Raw genomic sequence first — 16,000 nt, 5'->3', positions numbered from 1 at the left:
TTAGTCTTCGCCGTAACCTAAGCTGCGTAATGCACGCTCGTCATCAGCCCAACCTGATTTCACTTTCACCCATACCTGTAAAAATACCGGCTGTTCAAACAAGGTTTCCATATCTTTACGGGCTTCAGTGGCTATGGTTTTTATCCGTTCGCCTTTTTTACCTATCACCATCTGCTTTTGTGTGTCACGTTCAACCAGCACTAAAGCGGCGATATGGTAATGTTTTTCTTCCCATTTAAAGCGTTCAATTTCAACTGTCACTGCATAAGGCAATTCGTCGCCAAGGAAACGCATCAGCTTTTCGCGCACTATTTCCGAGGCCATAAAGCGGCTGCTGCGGTCAGTGACATATTCTTCAGGGAAGAAAAATTCACAAGGCGGTAATTGTTTTTGTACCAGCTCGCGTAACGACTGTACATTGGTGCCTTTTTCCGCGGACAAAGGGATGATTTGCTGAAAATCGAGCTGACTGCCAAGCCATTGTAAATGCGGCAGCAAGTCTTCTTTGTCTTTGTACAAATCGACTTTATTCACCACCAACAGCACTGGTTTTTTTGCCGCGATCAAACGGTTTAATACCATCTGATCGTCGTCCGTCCAGCGAGTGCCTTCCACCACAAAAATAATCAGCTCTACATCCAGTATGGTACTGGCAGCCGCTTTATTCATCAGACGGTTAATGGCGCGTTTTTCTTCGATATGTAAACCTGGCGTGTCGACATACACAGTCTGGTAATTATCCTGTGTGTCTATACCAACAATACGGTGGCGGGTGGTCTGTGGTTTACGTGACGTAATACTGACCTTCTGACCCACCAGCTGGTTTAATAAAGTGGATTTACCCACGTTTGGACGGCCAACTATGGCAACCAATCCGGCAAAAGTCTCAGAGGTCATTTTTTACTTGTTCCAACAAAATCCGCGCTGAATCCTGTTCAGCTTTACGTCTGGAATTGCCAGACGCGGTAACAGGCGCTCTGCCCTGCACAGTACAACGCACGGTAAATATTTGATCGTGATCGTCGCCTTGCGTATCTATCACTTCATACAAAGGTAAAGGCAAACGACGCCCTTGCAGGTATTCCTGCAACTGGGTTTTACTGTCTTTATGCACGCCTGGCTGAATCACAGTTAAACGGCTGCCATACCAACTTAATATCCGCTCTTTACAGGCTTCAATGCCAGCATCTAAAAAGATAGCACCTAAAATGGCTTCGACGGCATCAGCCTGAATGGATTCACGGCGTAAGCCACCGCTTTTCATTTCACCAGGGCCTAAGCGCAGGAATTCGGCCAGCTCCAGTTCTTTGGCAATTTCAGCTAGCGTAACGCCTTTCACTAAAGACGAACGCATGCGGGTTAAGTCGCCTTCGCGGGCTTTCGGAAAATGGATATACAGGGCTTCGGCAATCACCATACTTAATATGGCGTCGCCTAAAAATTCCAGCCGCTCGTTGTGCTCACCTTTACAACTACGGTGAGTCAGGGCTTGTTCGAGTAACGCGACCTGTTGAAACTGGTAACCCAGCTTTTTCATCAGGCCGCTAACAGGTTTTTGCATTAATTAATTTTGCCTAAACGTTCAAAACGCACGCCAACCGGCACCCATGAAGGCAACCAGTTATCCGGGTCTTCACTAAATTCAAAACTCATCCAGATAAATACCGCTTTACCCACCAGATTTTCTTCAGGCACAAAACCCCAGGCACGGCTGTCACGGCTGTTATCGCGGTTATCGCCCATCGCAAAATAGTGACCTTCAGGCACAATAAACTCTTCGATGGCAGTCCCTGGCTGTTTGTAGTACTGCATTAAATCTTCTGCTTTAAACGGATGCTGCAGTATGTCGTGTTTATGCTCGCCAAATTGCTCGGAGTAGCGTTTGGTTGGCAATTCGCCATCCATAAACTCGCCTTCAGCTTGCAAAGTCAAAGGCACTGCTTCTAAACCAGGGCAGGTACTTTTGTCGGCTGCAGCACAAGCAGGCTGGATAAACAGCTGCTTGTTTTTGTAGATAATGCGATCACCAGGTAAACCCACAGTACGCTTGATAAAATCAATAGTAGGTTGTTCCGGGTATTTAAATACAATCACATCACCCCGTTCTGGCCGGCCTGTGGTGATCAGCGGCTTACGCCACACTGGATCCTTCACGTCGTAGGAGTACTTTTCCACCAGAATAAAGTCGCCGACCAATAAGGTGGGCATCATCGAGCCTGATGGGATCTGAAACGGCTCGTATAAAAACGAACGGATAATGGTAATAGCTAAAATCAGCGGGAAAATTTCTTTGGCAGTTTCTGCCAGATAAGAAGGTTTTTCCAGCTCTTCAATAGCGCTTAATGGCAGACCACCCGCTGCAGCCGCCTGAGCGGTTGCAACTTTAACTTTACGTTTTGGCGCAAATACCAGTATATCAATCAGCCAGATCAAACCACTGACTAAGGTCAATACTACGAGGAAAATTGCAAAATAACCTGCCATAACTACCCTTGTTGTTATTTACCGACTTTCAGAATGGCAAGGAAGGCTTCCTGTGGAACTTCCACATTACCTACCTGCTTCATACGTTTTTTACCGTCTTTCTGTTTCTGCAACAGCTTTTTCTTCCGGCTGATATCGCCGCCATAACATTTAGCTAATACGTTTTTACGTAATTGTTTTACCGTAGTACGGGCAATCACGTGTGCACCTATAGCCGCCTGAATAGCGATATCAAACATCTGACGCGGGATCAGCTCTTTCAGTTTTTCAGCCAACTCACGACCACGGCCCTGAGCAAAGTCTTTATGGCTGATAATAGCCAAAGCATCAACACGCTCACCGTTGATCAGAATATCAACCCGTGACATCTCAGAGGTCTGGAAACGTTTAAAAGCATAATCCAGCGACGCATAACCGCGGCTGGTGGACTTTAAGCGGTCAAAGAAATCCATCACCACTTCAGCCATTGGCAGTTCGTACACTACGGCGACCTGACGACCGTGGTAGGTCATATTCATCTGCACACCACGTTTTTCAATACAAAGGTTAATGACGTTACCTAAGTATTCTTGTGGGACCAGAATATGAGCTTCAACTATTGGCTCACGGATTTCATCGATATTGCCCACAGGCGGCAGTGCGCTTGGGTTATCAACCATCACTGTTTCGCCAGCTTTGGTGACCACTTCATACACTACGGTAGGTGCTGTGGTGATTAAGTCCAGATCGTATTCACGCTCTAAACGTTCCTGAATAATTTCCATGTGTAACATACCAAGGAAACCAATACGGAAACCAAAACCTAAAGCGCTGGAGCTTTCTGGTTCATAAAACAGGGAAGAGTCGTTTAAGCTGAGTTTTTCCAATGCATCACGGAAATCTTCGTAATCGTCTGAAGACACAGGGAATACACCTGCATACACCTGTGGCTTAATACGTTTAAAACCAGGTAAAGGCTCAGTGGCTGAGTTTTTCGATAAAGTTAAAGTATCGCCCACCGGCGCGCCTTTAATTTCTTTAATACCACAGATAACAAAACCTACTTCACCTGTATTTAAGATACCTGTGTTGTTGGCTTTAGGGGTAAATACACCCACTTTGTCCACTTCGTAGACCATGCCAGTCGACATGACTTTGATTTTGTCTTTTAACTGAATTTTACCATGTTTTACACGCACCAGTGACACGACGCCCTGGTAAGGGTCAAACCAAGAATCGATGATCAAAGCCTGAGTTGGGCCATCCGGATTACCTTCAGGGCATGGAATATTGGCGACTATAGTCTCCAGCACATCTTCGATACCTAAACCGGTTTTGGCAGAACACTGCACAGCGCCTATGGCTTCGATACCGATAATGTCTTCAATTTCTTCGGCAACGCGATCTGGATCGGCTTGAGGTAAGTCGATTTTATTCAGAATTGGTAAGACTTCGAGGTTCATTTCCAAGGCTGTGTAGCAGTTGGCTACGGTTTGAGCTTCAACACCCTGGCCCGCATCAACCACCAATAAAGCACCTTCACAGGCTGCTAAAGAACGGCTGACTTCATAAGTAAAGTCAACGTGGCCTGGCGTGTCGATAAAGTTCAGCTGATAAGTTTCGCCGTCTTTGGCTTTGTAATGCAAAGTTACGCTTTGCGCTTTAATGGTGATACCACGCTCACGTTCCAGATCCATTGAATCTAAAACCTGCGCCTGCATTTCACGATCGGTTAAACCACCACAAAACTGGATCAGACGATCCGACAGCGTCGATTTGCCGTGGTCTATGTGGGCTATGACTGAAAAGTTACGAATATGAGTAATTTTTGGCATTTTTTCCGCTAAAGCTGCTATCAGGTGGCCCCACTCTGACCCTTATGGTCACAAACCGGGCGAACACCAAAGTTGATTCAGATAAATTTGCCGCGAATTGTACTCGATCTCGGCATTGGTTGCTATGTGTTCAGATGTTACAGCGGATTTCAGCGGAGTATTAATCTGTGATACGGATATGTTGTACCGCCAGTTCCGGCAATACCGCAAGGATCTCTATTTGCTCTTGCTGTGCCGATGGACCACTGATGAAGCGCGCCACAGCAAAACCAGCAGCTAATGCAGATAAAGAACCCAGCACTATGACAGTCTCTGCCAATTGCAGCCGACTTAATAAAGCAGCCACTGCAATCAGACAAAACAAGGGGAATAAATACAGCAAAGCCGCAGCAGACAACAGATGTTGTTCGCTGACAGCTATTTTGACTTTTTGCCCTTCCAGTAACTGCAACTGACTTTTGACAAAAAACAGATTTTCACGTGGGGTTAAAGCTTTAGCTACCACACCAGTACCACAGTCGTTATTAGACTGACAGGCATTGCAGCTACTGATACTTTGAGTTTTCAGCCAGACACCATCGCTCTGGCTTTTCATCACAGTAGCAATTTCTTCCAGCATTTAACGCACCGATTCGGCGATTTGTCGGGCCGTCTCAATAGACACAGGGCCTATCACAGTGACATCAAACTGGTTTTTTGGCATGACAAATATAGTGGTCGCTCCATCGCGGAAAGCCTGAGCAGGCAAACTTGCACTGGGCTGCACAAATACAGACACCTGATGTAAGCCGTCATATAACAACCATTGCTCCAGAACCTGTTGCGGCACCATAGCTGCCGTGACAGAAACTTCCTGATAACCATCAGGTAACCAGGACAATTCCAGCGGGCTTTGCGGCAAAGCTACGTTGGGTATTGTTTCAGCAACAGCTGGTAATTCCGCATTGGCAGCCACATTCAGTATTTCAGGCAAAGTGGCGTGGGGCAAAATATGGGTAACCACCCACCGCTCCAGCACTTCATTCTGAACAGTTAAAGTGTCTATTTTCAGCGGAAAACCTGTCTGACTGTCTAACCACAACCAATAGCCCGGCCTGCCACTTTGCAAAGGCGTTAAACGCAATAACTGAGCAGAACGACCCGATAATTGAGTCGCACCGCCAGGCACTGCATCGTATAAGGTTTTGATGGATTCGATATCACGATACAACAGAGCAGGAAGTTCTTTGATAGTACTGCTGCTGGTTGCCAGAGGCGCTTTTTCAGGTGCAATGTAATACACCATCTCACCACGACGCAAAATTTCAACGCCACTTTGTTCCAGTGGCATCAGTTGCTCTATCTCTGAATCATTGTGTACGCCATGCACCCAACGGTAGCTGTCTACCTGATTGGGTTTGATGACAACAAAGGAAGCTTCAAAATTAAATTGACGAACCGAACTCTGACTTCGCTCAAACCACTCCCATCCCGAGACTTCGGCGAAGCTCAGGCTGGAGTAACACAAGATGATCAAGGCACTGCTTAAGCCTTTCCAACCCATATTTATTGCTCTTGTCTTGGTTTCTCAGCTGGAGTTTCTGGAGTGTTCTGCTGTGCAGTGTCCATTACTCTGATTTGCTGACGATGTGCCTGCAGCAGTTGCTGCAAACGTTGTTGCTGTTCCAGCATAGCCTGACGTTGTTCCTGTTCAAAACGGGAATTTACTGACGTCTGACTCAAACTAACAGGTGTGGCAAAACCAGCAACAGGCTGAGTTTGTAACACAGGTAAAGGTGAATTCAGATCTGCATCCTGGCCTGCCCCCTGGAACTGTTGAACACCTAGCACAGCAACTAATGCCACGCTGGCGGCTACAGTGCCTTGAAAACCAGTTTTAAACCAACCCGTATTGGCGGCTTCACCCAGTTTTTTCCAGAACGACACAGCTGTTTGTTGTCCCTGTACTAGTGGGCTGCTTTCTAACTGATAAGCAGGCTCTTGATCCAACAGGCTGGCAAAGTTATCTGCAAACTGCATATCCAGTTGAGCTGGCAATTCATTACGAATGGCAGCACCAATCAAATGATAACGCGCAAAGCTCTGCTGTAATTCAGCGTCTTGCAGTAATCTGTCTAATTGTTCCGGACTGATTGCCTGGTTATCACTAGCAGCCGAGAGCCAATCTGATTTTTCTGACGACATACCGATTCCTGTTTAGTAGAGGTTCAACTAATGAGCGGTTTTAACTGCGCATCAATAGCTTCACGTGCACGGAAAATTCGACTTCTGACTGTTCCTATTGGGCAGCCCATCACTTCCGCAATCTCTTCGTAACTTAAGCCATCCAATTCACGCAACGTAATAGCTGTGCGTAATTCGTCTGGCAACTTTTCAATGGTATCGAACACAACATTACGGATTTCATCGGATAACAAAAGTTTTTCCGGAGAATCCTGCTCTTTTAACGCATCGCTACCGTCATAAAACTCGGCATCATCCGCATCTACGTCTGTAGATGGTGGCTTGCGTCCTGTCGCTACCAGGTAATTTTTAGCGCTGTTCACAGCTATCCGGTACAACCAAGTGTAAAATGCACTCTCACCACGAAAGCCGGGAATAGCACGGTAAGCTTTAATAAAGGCTTCCTGAGCTACATCCGCCACATCGCCATGATTAGAGACATAACGTGAGATTAAGTTCGCAATCCGATGCTGGTATTTTTTTACCAACACATTAAAGGCTGCTTTATCCCCTTGTTGTACCCGCTGGACAATCTGCCAATCCAATTCTTGCTCGCTCATCCGAGCCTTTCCCCTAATGCTAAATACTACTTTCTTTTTGCAACTGGCGCTCGTCAAGCGTACCCTTATGACTGGAAGCTATATGAATAGTTCTTGGAATAAGTAAAAAAAGTTACAATTTGCCGTTTCTGATACGGCCAGCCGCCGGAAAGTAGCGTATAAAGACCCAAATTACAGACATTTATGTGTTTTTGACTGAATAAGTGTATCGCATGCAACAACAAAAAAAACATCTTTGTGACGTATTAATTATCGGCAGCGGTGCTGCGGGTTTATCGCTGGCTTTGCATCTGGCCGACACTGCCAAAGTGATAGTGCTGAGTAAAGGCCCTTTGCGTGAAGGCTCTACCTTATATGCTCAAGGTGGCATAGCTGCCGTATTTGATGAAAACGACAGTATCGCCTCCCATGTGGATGACACCTTAATAGCTGGCGCCGGCTTATGTGAAGCTGCCGCAGTGCAGTTTACTGCTGAGCATGCCAAAGAAGCCATGGAATGGTTAATTGGTCAGGGCGTGCCTTTTGATCAATACAAAGACGAAGATGGTGTGCTGAAATACCACCTGACCCGCGAAGGCGGTCATAGCCACAGACGTATTTTGCACGCAGCAGATGCCACAGGCCGGGCTGTACAAATAACCTTGGTTGAGCAAGTCAAAGGCCATCCGAATATTCAATTGCTGGAAAACTACAATGCGATTGATTTAATCACCTCCAGCAAGTTGGGCTTAGCAGAACAAAAATGCCATGGCGCTTATGTCTGGAACCGTGAAGAAGAACATGTAGAAGTGATTGGCGCTAAATGTATTGCGCTTGCCACAGGCGGAGCCAGTAAGGTTTATCTTTACACCAGTAATCCTGATGTCGCCAGCGGCGATGGCATAGCTATGGCCTGGCGTGCCGGTTGCAGCGTAGCCAATATGGAATTTAATCAATTCCACCCGACCAGCTTGTATCACCCTGAAGCACAGAATTATCTGATCACTGAAGCCATGCGTGGTGAAGGTGCGTATTTAAGACGGCCTGACGGCAGCCGTTTTATGCCGGATTTCGACGAACGCGCCGAATTAGCACCGCGCGACATCGTAGCCCGCGCTATCGACTATGAAATGAAAAAGCTCGGCGCTCATTGTGTTTATCTGGATATCAGCCACAAGCCGAAAGACTTTATTATTGAACACTTCCCCACCATTTATGCCAAGTGTTTAAGTGTAGGTATCGACATTACCAAACAACCCATTCCTGTGGTACCAGCAGCGCATTACACCTGCGGTGGTGTGATGACGAATCTGAATGGCCAGACTGATATTTCTAATCTGTATGCTATTGGTGAAGTGGCCTATACAGGGTTACATGGCGCTAACCGTATGGCCAGTAACTCCTTATTGGAGTGCGTGGTTTTTGCTCAATCTGCAGCACGGCATATTAAGCAGCAGCTCGAGTCAGCCCGCTTAGTCACTGAACTGCCTTGCTGGGATGAAAGCCGCGTTATAGATTCGGATGAAGAGGTAGTGATTACTCACAACTGGCACGAATTGCGGCTTTTTATGTGGGATTATGTTGGCATAGTTCGCACTGAAAAACGCTTAGAACGCGCCTTGCACAGAGTAGAGCTATTGCAACGTGAAATTCAGGATTATTACCGCAACTTCCGCGTTAGCAATAATTTGCTGGAGTTGCGTAATTTAACCATGGTAGCAGAGCTGATTATCCGCAGCGCTATGGAGCGCAAAGAAAGCCGTGGCCTGCATTACAATCTGGACTACCCGGATCAATTAGCAGAACCCACGCCAACCATTTTGAAACCTTAACGCCGGTTCACTGAGCCGGCTTGCTGCTGCCATTTTACGGTCTGGCATACCCTCGCCAGACTGCGAAAATGCTCTTCAGATAAATTATCTCTGTACAGCCATAACTGTTGGGCTTGTTGCTCTGTATCACGCCAGCGCAACCAAATGCCCAGTTGCGACACCAAAGACTCTGCCGACAACTGCCCTGCTGGCAGTTCATCCTGCCACCATTTCAGCTCGCCTTTTTCAGTTAAAAACAACAGTCGCGCTTTGATGGGTTGTTGCCATTGCCCTAACAGTTGATAAAAGCAAAAAAACAGCCAGGGCCAAAGCAGCAGCCACCAGAGGGCATAAAAAGGTTGTAGCAGGAAAATAAGCAGGATTAATAAGCATTGCGCCAGATATAGAATCCGGCGCATGCGGGATGGCACGAAGCTAAGGTTATACCCGTACTCTGTTAACAATGATATTCACCATAGCCTGCAGCTCTGGATCGGTGGATTTGCCATGGCCCATAAACCAGGCGAACAAATCCGGGTCATCACAAGCTAACAAGGCTTCAAAAGTATATTTTTGTGCTTCTGTTAAAGCGTCGTACCCTTCTTCAACAAAAGGAGCCAGCAAAACGTCCAATTCCAGCATGCCACGACGGCAGGCCCAACGCAGGCGGGGTTTACCCATTAATTCTTTCATCTACAGCTTTCCTTTTGTTGGTATTGACCGGATTCTAACAAAAAAACCTTACAGGGGTTGAGCTTTTAGCCAAATCCCCCAATGATCACCTTAGTATTCTAAGAGACTTACCCTTATGCAAGCATCCTGGATCAGTGCCGATCAACTCGCTTCTTTATCTACGTCAGTGCAAGGTGCCTTTATCAGTCCGTTGCCGGGCTTTGAAAGTCTGATTATTGCCGGACCAGATAGCCGTAAATACCTGCAAGGACAAGTGACTGCAGATCTGAATACGCTAAATGCTGACAACTTTCTGCGTGGCGCTCATTGTGATGCCAAAGGCAAAATGTGGGGCCAATTTCATTTATGTGCCAATGACGAAAATCTATGGTACATCGGCTTTCGTGACGAATTACAGGCTTCAGCCACCCAACTGAAAAAGTTTGGTGTGTTTTCTAAAGTCAGTTTTGAAGCGGGCCATGACAGTCTGGCTATTTTAGGCATTAGCGGCTCAGGTACCGCCGCTTTACTGGAAAAACTGGGTTACGCCCAACCTGCTGCTGCGGGTCAGTTAAGTTCAGTTGCTGGTGGTAAACTAATGCGTTTGGCGGACGAGCATTACCTGTTAGTGCTGGATTTTGTCCACGCCAGACAATTATTAGCGGAACAATCTGCCCGTTTGGCTGCTCCAACCTTGTGGTTAGCCCAGCATATCCAACAAGGTTTTTCCTATTTAGAGCAGGCGGTGATTGGCGAATACGTGCCACAGATGCTGAATTTACAAAGTATCGACGCCATTAGTTTTACTAAAGGTTGTTACATAGGCCAGGAAACTGTGGCCCGAATGAAATATCTGGGTAAAAATAAAAGAGCTGCTTATATCCTTACCAGTCAAAGTGAGGAAACTCCGGCCAGCGGCACAGATATTGAAGTACAATGGTCGGAAAACTGGCGTCGGGTTGGCCAGGTCATTAATGCGGTGAATATTCAGGGGCAACTTTGGGTGTTGGCGGTGTTACCGAACGATATTAACCCAGCTGATCCACTGCGATTAGCAACTCCGGATGCATCGGTTTTAGTGTTATCACCTTTGCCCTATTCACTCGCGTAACTGAGGTTTGCATGAGCATACAAGCAGAAAAAGTAGTCGCCATTCATTACACTGTGGCTGACAAAGCAGGCAACGAATTAGATAGTTCGGCTGGCGGAGAACCGCTGGTATTTATTTTTGGTACAGGCGCTTTAATTCACGGTTTAGAGCAAGCTTTATTAGGTAAAACTGTGGGCGACAAATTCAAAGCTGAAGTACCAGCAGCAGAAGCCTATGGTGATCGCCATGATGAATTAACTCAGGCGGTGCCACGTAATTTATTCGAAGGCATGGATGTACAGGTTGGCATGCGTTTTCGCGCTGCAGGCCCGGACGGCCGTGAGCAATCTGTCATTGTGTTAGACGTGACAGAAGACGAAGTGGTCGTAGACGGTAATCACCCACTGTCAGGCATTGACCTGACTTTTGATGTGGAAGTGATTTTAGTCCGCGACGCAACCGAAGAAGAATTGGCCCATGGCCATGTGCATGGTTTAGACGGCCACGCCGGACATTAATCAGAATCAACGGAGTCGTAAGACTCCGTTTTTCTTGTGGGTCTATGTAAGCTTTGGGTATTCATACATTAAAAGGATGACTGAACTATGAAAAAATGGCTTTTGGTGTTTACAGTGCTTGGGCTTGCTGCCTGCTCTGATAAAGAAGTAGCGGATGTCAGCTTAGGTTTATTCACCACCAAAGACATTAAAATTCAGACTTTCGACGACCCGAAAATTCCTGGTGTCACTTGTCATATCAGCCATGTTGAAGCCAATCTGGATTTTGCCGACCCGTCCGACATGTCGATAGCCTGTCGTCAAACCGGTGAAATCACCACAGCTATGCTAAAAGACATCGATCGTTCTAAAAACGGCGAAGTGATTTTCAGCACGTCCAAAAGCATTTTATTTAAGCACTTAAAAATTCGTCGTATTCTGGATAGCAGCAGTCAGACTTTGTTGTACTTGTCGTACTCCACCAAAGAAACGACCGGCAGCTACAAACATTCGCTGACCAGTGTGCCACTTTGGGGCACTGCGGCATGGCAAGCTCCGGCATCCGGCAAATAGCCTTAGGTTTTTACCGGAAATTCCAGATCGGTCAGCACCTTAACTTTATCGCCCTGGGTTAAGGTGTCACCACCTCGGACCACGATGTGCTCACCAGCCGACAGTTCTGCATCTACAGCTATTAACTTGCCCATGCCCTGTCCTAATTGCACAGTCTTTTGTTGTGCTTTTTGTTCGCCATCCACCACAAACACAAACTGACCTTCGCTTTTCACCACCACAGCGTCCCGTGGCACCAACAACTGCTGGCGGGCTATTGCAGTAGGCACAGCAACAGACACCAACTGGCCAACCTGAAAGTTCGCCAACAGCTGCTCTGGCACCTTAATTCGGGCTTCAAAGGTTTGTGAGCGCATATCAGACACAGGGATCAGATTCCGTACAGGCAACTGGCTTTCACCTCCGCTATGAAATACCTGCAGCAACTGATTTTGCTGCAAGAAAGCGGCATATTTCAGCGGTGCAAACACCACCACTTCCAAATCACTCAAATTCACCAGCCGCACCAAAGCATCTGTTCTGCTGATATCTTCACCATGCTGATGAAAACGTTGCGCCACTACACCGGCAAAAGGTGCTTTGACTGAGCTGCGGTCGATCTGATCCTGCAACTGCGCCAGTTGAGCCCGCAGTAATTTAAGTTCAGCTTCAGCGCTATCGCGATCAGCACTGATTTGATCCAGCTGAGTTAAAGCCACACTGTTGTTTTTACTCAGCTCTAACAGTCGGGCAGTATCTTTTTGCAAACGCCGCCATTGAATATCCGCCCTGCTGATTCGGGCATGCATTTCATCAACCCGTAGCTGCAGCGGCGTGGTATCCAAACGGGCTATTACTTGATCTTGTTTAATCTGGCTGCCAGGTTCCGCCAACCATAATAAACGCCCTTCTACACCAGCTGTCACATCAGCCTGATAACGGCTTTGCACCTGAGCCGTCACCATGGTATGTGGCAACATCACCTGCTGCTGTACTTGTGCCACACTGACCACCTTCTCTGGTGACGTTTGTGCGATAAGGTAAGGGCTACAGAACAAAGCCGCGGTAGCGACCCATTTATGAAGTTGCATCAGAAATCTCCAAAGGAAGAGTAGCCCGTTTTGTCTGACGGGCAGAAGTCACACGCAATAAAGCTGGGATCAATACCAGACTAAACAGCATACTAAAGGTCATGCCGCCGACTATCACGGCAGCTAAACCCCGGTAAATTTCGGAACCAATGCCGGGTACCAGCACCAACGGCAACATGCCAAAAATGCTGGTCAGGGTGCTCATAAAAATCGGTCTGGATCTGGTCAGAATGGCCTTGAACAAAGCAGCGTCTAAATCTGCACCTTCCCGCTGCTGCTGCCGGCACTGATCCACTAACAAAATGGCGTTATTAACCACCAGCCCAAGCAAAATGACGAAACCTATCATGGTCAGTAAGTCCAGCGACTGAAAAGTCAGCAGATTCAGCACTCGCAATGCCACCACACCACCCAAAATGGCCATCGGCATGGTCAGTACCACCAGTAAACTGTCTTTGGCAGAACGGAATAACGCAGCCATCAACAAAAACAGAATAAATACTGCCACAGCAAAGTTTTCTCCCATCTCTGTCATGGCATGAGACAAACGGTCGGCATTACCTCGGAACTGCACTGAAATTTGTTCCGGCATTTCATCTCGCAATGGGGTCATTAGCTCTCGTTGTAAAATTTGCATTGCCTCATCCAGTGGCATAGTGGCGGGAGGTGTCACCTGCAGGCTGATGGTGCGCAGGCCGTTAACCCGCTGCAAAGATGTAGGGCCAGTGGTGTAATTCAGCTCACTGAGCTGGCCCAATGTCTGACCACCAGCACCTGGGGTATACAAAGGTGTTGCAGTTAACTGCTCTGGCGTTTGCCAGCCCTGACCTTTGAGGATAATATCCATCCGCTCGTTACCATCAAAGTATTCACCTATGTAAATACCATCTGTGACTGCACGCACCATATTCGCAACAGTGAAACGATCCACTCCACTCTGAGCGATACGGTTTTCATCCGGAGTTAAACGGAGCTCAGGCTGAGCCAAGGCTAAATCAGGCACGGGTCGCACTGTAGCACCTGGCAATAAGGTTTCAATTTTTGGCATGGCGTCAGCCGCCTGCTGCATAAGCTGCGGCACATCAGGGCCCTGGAAATCTAAGTTTAATTCGCGGCCACTGCCAAAACCGAAGTTAAATAATGAGCCTTGCACACTAAAGGTCTTGGTGTCAGGTAAGCCCACCAGAATCTCTTCCCGCAATAATTTGATCATATCGTCGATGCTGTCCGGGTCCTCAGCGTAGATAAAGAGTGAGTTAAAGCCCCTGTTGATCGACAGGTTATACCCTTTGATCGCCGGGTATTTTTTATCCTGATAATAAGGCCGTAAACGAGTGACCAGCAAATTACCAATCTCCTGCTCCAGTATCTGTATATTCGCACCAGGAGGTAGTGAAAAACCTGAAAACACAGTATCAATAGAAGCCTGTGGCAGGAAATCGGCTTTGGGCAGTAACAATGTAATCAATAACATAGAACCTGGCACAAACAGGGTCACCCAGCCTAAAGCCAATTTGTTGTTTTGAGTCAAACGACAGACTCTGCTGGCAAGTGTTTGCCAGAAGAAAGCTAAAGAAACTGAACTGGCCTCTGGTTTTAACCAGAATAATGAAGCGACAGGTAACAGAGTTAAAGCCACCAGCAAAGATGCCGTGACCGCGACAGCCAAAGTTAAAGACAAATCATAAAACAGTTGGCCTTCAACACCCTGCATAAATAATACAGGCACAAAAATAGCAACTGTGGTTGCCGTTGAAGCCCAAAGTGCCGCACTCACCTGAGCAGTACCCTTTTTTACCGCCTGTTCCAGTGCCATGCCCTGCTGAAACAGACGCATGATATTTTCCTGCACTATGATAGCCGCATCCAGCACCATACCTACCGCAAAAGCCAAACCCGCCAAAGAGACTACATTCAGTGAGCGGCCAAATAAATCCAGCACCATGATAGATATCATCAGAGAGACAGGAATAGTTAAACCAATCAGTAAGGTTGCTTGCCAGCCTCGCAGAAACAGATACAAAATCACCAAAGCCAGCGCTATGCCCAGCACCAGATTGCCATTGACCAGCTCTATCGCTCTTTTGATATGCACCGAAGCGTCATAACTCAGTACTATTTCAATGCCTTTGTTCTGCAGCTCATTTTGATTTAAATCGGCAATTTCCTGATTCAGTGCGTCAAGAATTTCGACAGTGTTGGAGCCAGCGGCGCGCTGCAAGCTGATGTAAAACGCCGGGTAACCGTTACGTTTGGTAAAGCCTGTCCGCTCAGCGTAATCAATTTTTACTTGTGCGACTTCATGCAAATACACAGGCCTGTCATTCTGATAAGCCACTACCATTTGCTCGTACTGAGCAGGATCGTACTGACCGACAAAACGTACAGTGAATTCACGTCGCCCTACTTCGGCAAAACCACCTGACACATTACTGGCACGGCCAATACGTGAACTTAATTGATCAACAGACAAACCCAAAGCAGCCAGGCGATAAGGGTCAAATACGATATGCAGCTCTTTGGCGCGGCGGCTGGACAATTCGACTTGAGAGATACCAGCTATAGCTTTTAATCGTGGGTACACCACATCATCAATCACGGGCTGCAAGGCCGTAAAGTCAGCGTCAGCGTTTTCATCTAACTTGCGGATCAATAAACTGGCGACAGGACCTGCACCACTGTTTAGCGAAACCACTGGTTCAGCGGCTTCCCTTGGACGCGGAGGAGCCTGATTTAACGCATTGATCACGTTCAGCATGGCCTGCTGCATATCCTGGCCAACGTCAAAGGTCAGCGTAATAAAGCCAAAACCGGCACCAATAAAGCTGCTGCTTTCTATCACGCCCGGTACATTGCGCAGCGCAGCTTCTTGCGGTTCAATGATAGTGGATTCCATTTCTTCAGGAGCAGCAGCGCGCCAGCCATTCTGAATAAAAATTTGCGGTTGTTCGATGGAAGGTAAAAGCTGAATAGGCAACTTCGCCACTGCAAGCAAACCAAATAACACCATAATCAAGCTGACCACTACAACAGCAGCAGGATTTTTTAAACTGGCTCGGGTTAAGTTCATTCTGTTGCTCTACTCTTGATGGGCACTATTGCTATTCCATGGAAGTGTAACTGTGGCAAAAATGCGCACTAGCGTGCTGTGACCAGCGGTTGTGAATATAGGTTGAGGTCGTTTTTTTCCGATCAATTCAGTTCTGGTAAAGCCCCGCGCCTGTAAA

At 47.2% G+C, this 16,000-nt stretch carries 16 protein-coding genes; 4 read left to right on the top strand and 12 right to left on the bottom strand.

Annotated features, from left to right (window positions below; genetic code table 11):
- The 8 genes from era to rpoE all read right to left on the bottom strand — a co-directional run bounded on the left by era (window position 1) and on the right by rpoE (window position 7,081).
- The gene (gene era / locus LSG37_RS08835) at window positions 1-897 is read right to left on the bottom strand and encodes a GTPase Era (RefSeq protein ID WP_233079525.1); all 897 of its coding nucleotides are present in this window, start codon (window positions 895-897) and stop codon (window positions 1-3) included.
- Entirely contained in the window at window positions 887-1,561 is a 675-nt protein-coding gene (gene rnc / locus LSG37_RS08830; protein ID WP_008898016.1) for a ribonuclease III, read from the bottom strand. The genes era and rnc overlap by 11 nt, the downstream gene beginning before the upstream one ends.
- A complete protein-coding gene (gene lepB, locus LSG37_RS08825) occupies window positions 1,561-2,484 on the bottom strand; it encodes a signal peptidase I (protein ID WP_233079524.1) in 924 nt (307 codons plus the stop codon). The genes rnc and lepB overlap by 1 nt, the downstream gene beginning before the upstream one ends.
- Window positions 2,485-2,498: 14 nt before the next feature.
- On the bottom strand, window positions 2,499-4,298 hold the full coding sequence (gene lepA, locus LSG37_RS08820) for a translation elongation factor 4 (protein WP_233079523.1): 1,800 nt from the start codon (window positions 4,296-4,298) through the stop codon (window positions 2,499-2,501).
- A gap of 160 nt (window positions 4,299-4,458) precedes the next feature.
- Complete coding sequence (locus tag LSG37_RS08815) at window positions 4,459-4,917, bottom strand: SoxR reducing system RseC family protein (RefSeq protein WP_233079522.1); 459 nt, start codon at window positions 4,915-4,917, stop codon at window positions 4,459-4,461.
- Window positions 4,918-5,841 (bottom strand): MucB/RseB C-terminal domain-containing protein, encoded by a 924-nt coding sequence (locus LSG37_RS08810; protein WP_233079521.1) that lies wholly within the window; start codon window positions 5,839-5,841, stop codon window positions 4,918-4,920. It abuts the gene before it with no gap.
- Between the two features lie 2 nt (window positions 5,842-5,843).
- On the bottom strand, window positions 5,844-6,482 hold the full coding sequence (locus LSG37_RS08805) for a sigma-E factor negative regulatory protein (RefSeq protein ID WP_233079520.1): 639 nt from the start codon (window positions 6,480-6,482) through the stop codon (window positions 5,844-5,846).
- A gap of 23 nt (window positions 6,483-6,505) precedes the next feature.
- Window positions 6,506-7,081, bottom strand: coding sequence for an RNA polymerase sigma factor RpoE (gene rpoE / locus LSG37_RS08800; protein WP_008898022.1), 576 nt, complete (start codon window positions 7,079-7,081; stop codon window positions 6,506-6,508).
- A 212-nt stretch (window positions 7,082-7,293) separates the two neighbouring features.
- On the opposite strand from rpoE, the gene nadB reads away from it, so the two are divergent.
- Window positions 7,294-8,892 (top strand): L-aspartate oxidase, encoded by a 1,599-nt coding sequence (gene nadB / locus LSG37_RS08795; RefSeq protein WP_233079519.1) that lies wholly within the window; start codon window positions 7,294-7,296, stop codon window positions 8,890-8,892.
- Here the strand turns inward: nadB and LSG37_RS08790 are convergent.
- Together LSG37_RS08790 and LSG37_RS08785 are read right to left on the bottom strand one after the other, a co-directional pair.
- Window positions 8,889-9,290 (bottom strand): protein YgfX, encoded by a 402-nt coding sequence (locus LSG37_RS08790; RefSeq protein ID WP_233079518.1) that lies wholly within the window; start codon window positions 9,288-9,290, stop codon window positions 8,889-8,891. The two genes, nadB and LSG37_RS08790, sit on opposite strands and share 4 nt — an antisense overlap.
- Window positions 9,291-9,312: 22 nt before the next feature.
- Window positions 9,313-9,564 carry an FAD assembly factor SdhE gene (locus LSG37_RS08785; protein ID WP_233079517.1) on the bottom strand — a complete coding sequence of 84 codons (252 nt, stop codon included), beginning with the start codon at window positions 9,562-9,564 and terminating at the stop codon, window positions 9,313-9,315.
- Between the two features lie 115 nt (window positions 9,565-9,679).
- Between LSG37_RS08785 and ygfZ the strand changes: the two genes are divergently transcribed.
- The 3 genes from ygfZ to LSG37_RS08770 all read left to right on the top strand — a co-directional run bounded on the left by ygfZ (window position 9,680) and on the right by LSG37_RS08770 (window position 11,703).
- Window positions 9,680-10,654 (top strand): tRNA-modifying protein YgfZ, encoded by a 975-nt coding sequence (gene ygfZ, locus LSG37_RS08780; RefSeq protein ID WP_233079516.1) that lies wholly within the window; start codon window positions 9,680-9,682, stop codon window positions 10,652-10,654.
- A gap of 11 nt (window positions 10,655-10,665) precedes the next feature.
- Complete coding sequence (locus LSG37_RS08775) at window positions 10,666-11,151, top strand: FKBP-type peptidyl-prolyl cis-trans isomerase (protein WP_233079515.1); 486 nt, start codon at window positions 10,666-10,668, stop codon at window positions 11,149-11,151.
- Window positions 11,152-11,238: 87 nt separating this feature from the next.
- Window positions 11,239-11,703: a CreA family protein gene (locus LSG37_RS08770; RefSeq protein ID WP_233079514.1), complete on the top strand. Its 465-nt coding sequence runs from the start codon at window positions 11,239-11,241 to the stop codon at window positions 11,701-11,703.
- 2 nt (window positions 11,704-11,705) lie between these two features.
- Here LSG37_RS08770 and LSG37_RS08765 read toward each other — a convergent pair whose 3' ends face one another.
- Window positions 11,706-12,773: an efflux RND transporter periplasmic adaptor subunit gene (locus LSG37_RS08765; RefSeq protein ID WP_233079513.1), complete on the bottom strand. Its 1,068-nt coding sequence runs from the start codon at window positions 12,771-12,773 to the stop codon at window positions 11,706-11,708.
- Complete coding sequence (locus tag LSG37_RS08760) at window positions 12,760-15,843, bottom strand: efflux RND transporter permease subunit (protein WP_233079512.1); 3,084 nt, start codon at window positions 15,841-15,843, stop codon at window positions 12,760-12,762. Before LSG37_RS08760 ends, LSG37_RS08765 begins: the two co-directional genes overlap by 14 nt.
- Window positions 15,844-16,000 lie beyond the last annotated feature (157 nt).

This window comes from Rheinheimera soli (assembly GCF_021290985.1).
In the GTDB taxonomy this organism is placed as follows: Bacteria; Pseudomonadota; Gammaproteobacteria; order Enterobacterales; family Alteromonadaceae; genus Pararheinheimera; species Pararheinheimera soli.
This window is presented reverse-complemented; position numbering and strand designations above follow the sequence as displayed.

What these genes read in the sequence shown, in the direction of transcription:
- era (WP_233079525.1), bottom strand. Translation starts at nt 897, where the DNA reads ATGACCTCTGAGACTTTTGCCGGATTGGTTGCCATAGTTGGCCGTCCA.
- rnc (WP_008898016.1), bottom strand. Translation starts at nt 1,561, where the DNA reads ATGCAAAAACCTGTTAGCGGCCTGATGAAAAAGCTGGGTTACCAGTTT.
- lepB (WP_233079524.1), bottom strand. Translation starts at nt 2,484, where the DNA reads ATGGCAGGTTATTTTGCAATTTTCCTCGTAGTATTGACCTTAGTCAGT.
- lepA (WP_233079523.1), bottom strand. Translation starts at nt 4,298, where the DNA reads ATGCCAAAAATTACTCATATTCGTAACTTTTCAGTCATAGCCCACATA.
- LSG37_RS08815 (WP_233079522.1), bottom strand. Translation starts at nt 4,917, where the DNA reads ATGCTGGAAGAAATTGCTACTGTGATGAAAAGCCAGAGCGATGGTGTC.
- LSG37_RS08810 (WP_233079521.1), bottom strand. Translation starts at nt 5,841, where the DNA reads ATGGGTTGGAAAGGCTTAAGCAGTGCCTTGATCATCTTGTGTTACTCC.
- LSG37_RS08805 (WP_233079520.1), bottom strand. Translation starts at nt 6,482, where the DNA reads ATGTCGTCAGAAAAATCAGATTGGCTCTCGGCTGCTAGTGATAACCAG.
- rpoE (WP_008898022.1), bottom strand. Translation starts at nt 7,081, where the DNA reads ATGAGCGAGCAAGAATTGGATTGGCAGATTGTCCAGCGGGTACAACAA.
- nadB (WP_233079519.1), top strand. Translation starts at nt 7,294, where the DNA reads ATGCAACAACAAAAAAAACATCTTTGTGACGTATTAATTATCGGCAGC.
- LSG37_RS08790 (WP_233079518.1), bottom strand. Translation starts at nt 9,290, where the DNA reads ATGCGCCGGATTCTATATCTGGCGCAATGCTTATTAATCCTGCTTATT.
- LSG37_RS08785 (WP_233079517.1), bottom strand. Translation starts at nt 9,564, where the DNA reads ATGAAAGAATTAATGGGTAAACCCCGCCTGCGTTGGGCCTGCCGTCGT.
- ygfZ (WP_233079516.1), top strand. Translation starts at nt 9,680, where the DNA reads ATGCAAGCATCCTGGATCAGTGCCGATCAACTCGCTTCTTTATCTACG.
- LSG37_RS08775 (WP_233079515.1), top strand. Translation starts at nt 10,666, where the DNA reads ATGAGCATACAAGCAGAAAAAGTAGTCGCCATTCATTACACTGTGGCT.
- LSG37_RS08770 (WP_233079514.1), top strand. Translation starts at nt 11,239, where the DNA reads ATGAAAAAATGGCTTTTGGTGTTTACAGTGCTTGGGCTTGCTGCCTGC.
- LSG37_RS08765 (WP_233079513.1), bottom strand. Translation starts at nt 12,773, where the DNA reads ATGCAACTTCATAAATGGGTCGCTACCGCGGCTTTGTTCTGTAGCCCT.
- LSG37_RS08760 (WP_233079512.1), bottom strand. Translation starts at nt 15,843, where the DNA reads ATGAACTTAACCCGAGCCAGTTTAAAAAATCCTGCTGCTGTTGTAGTG.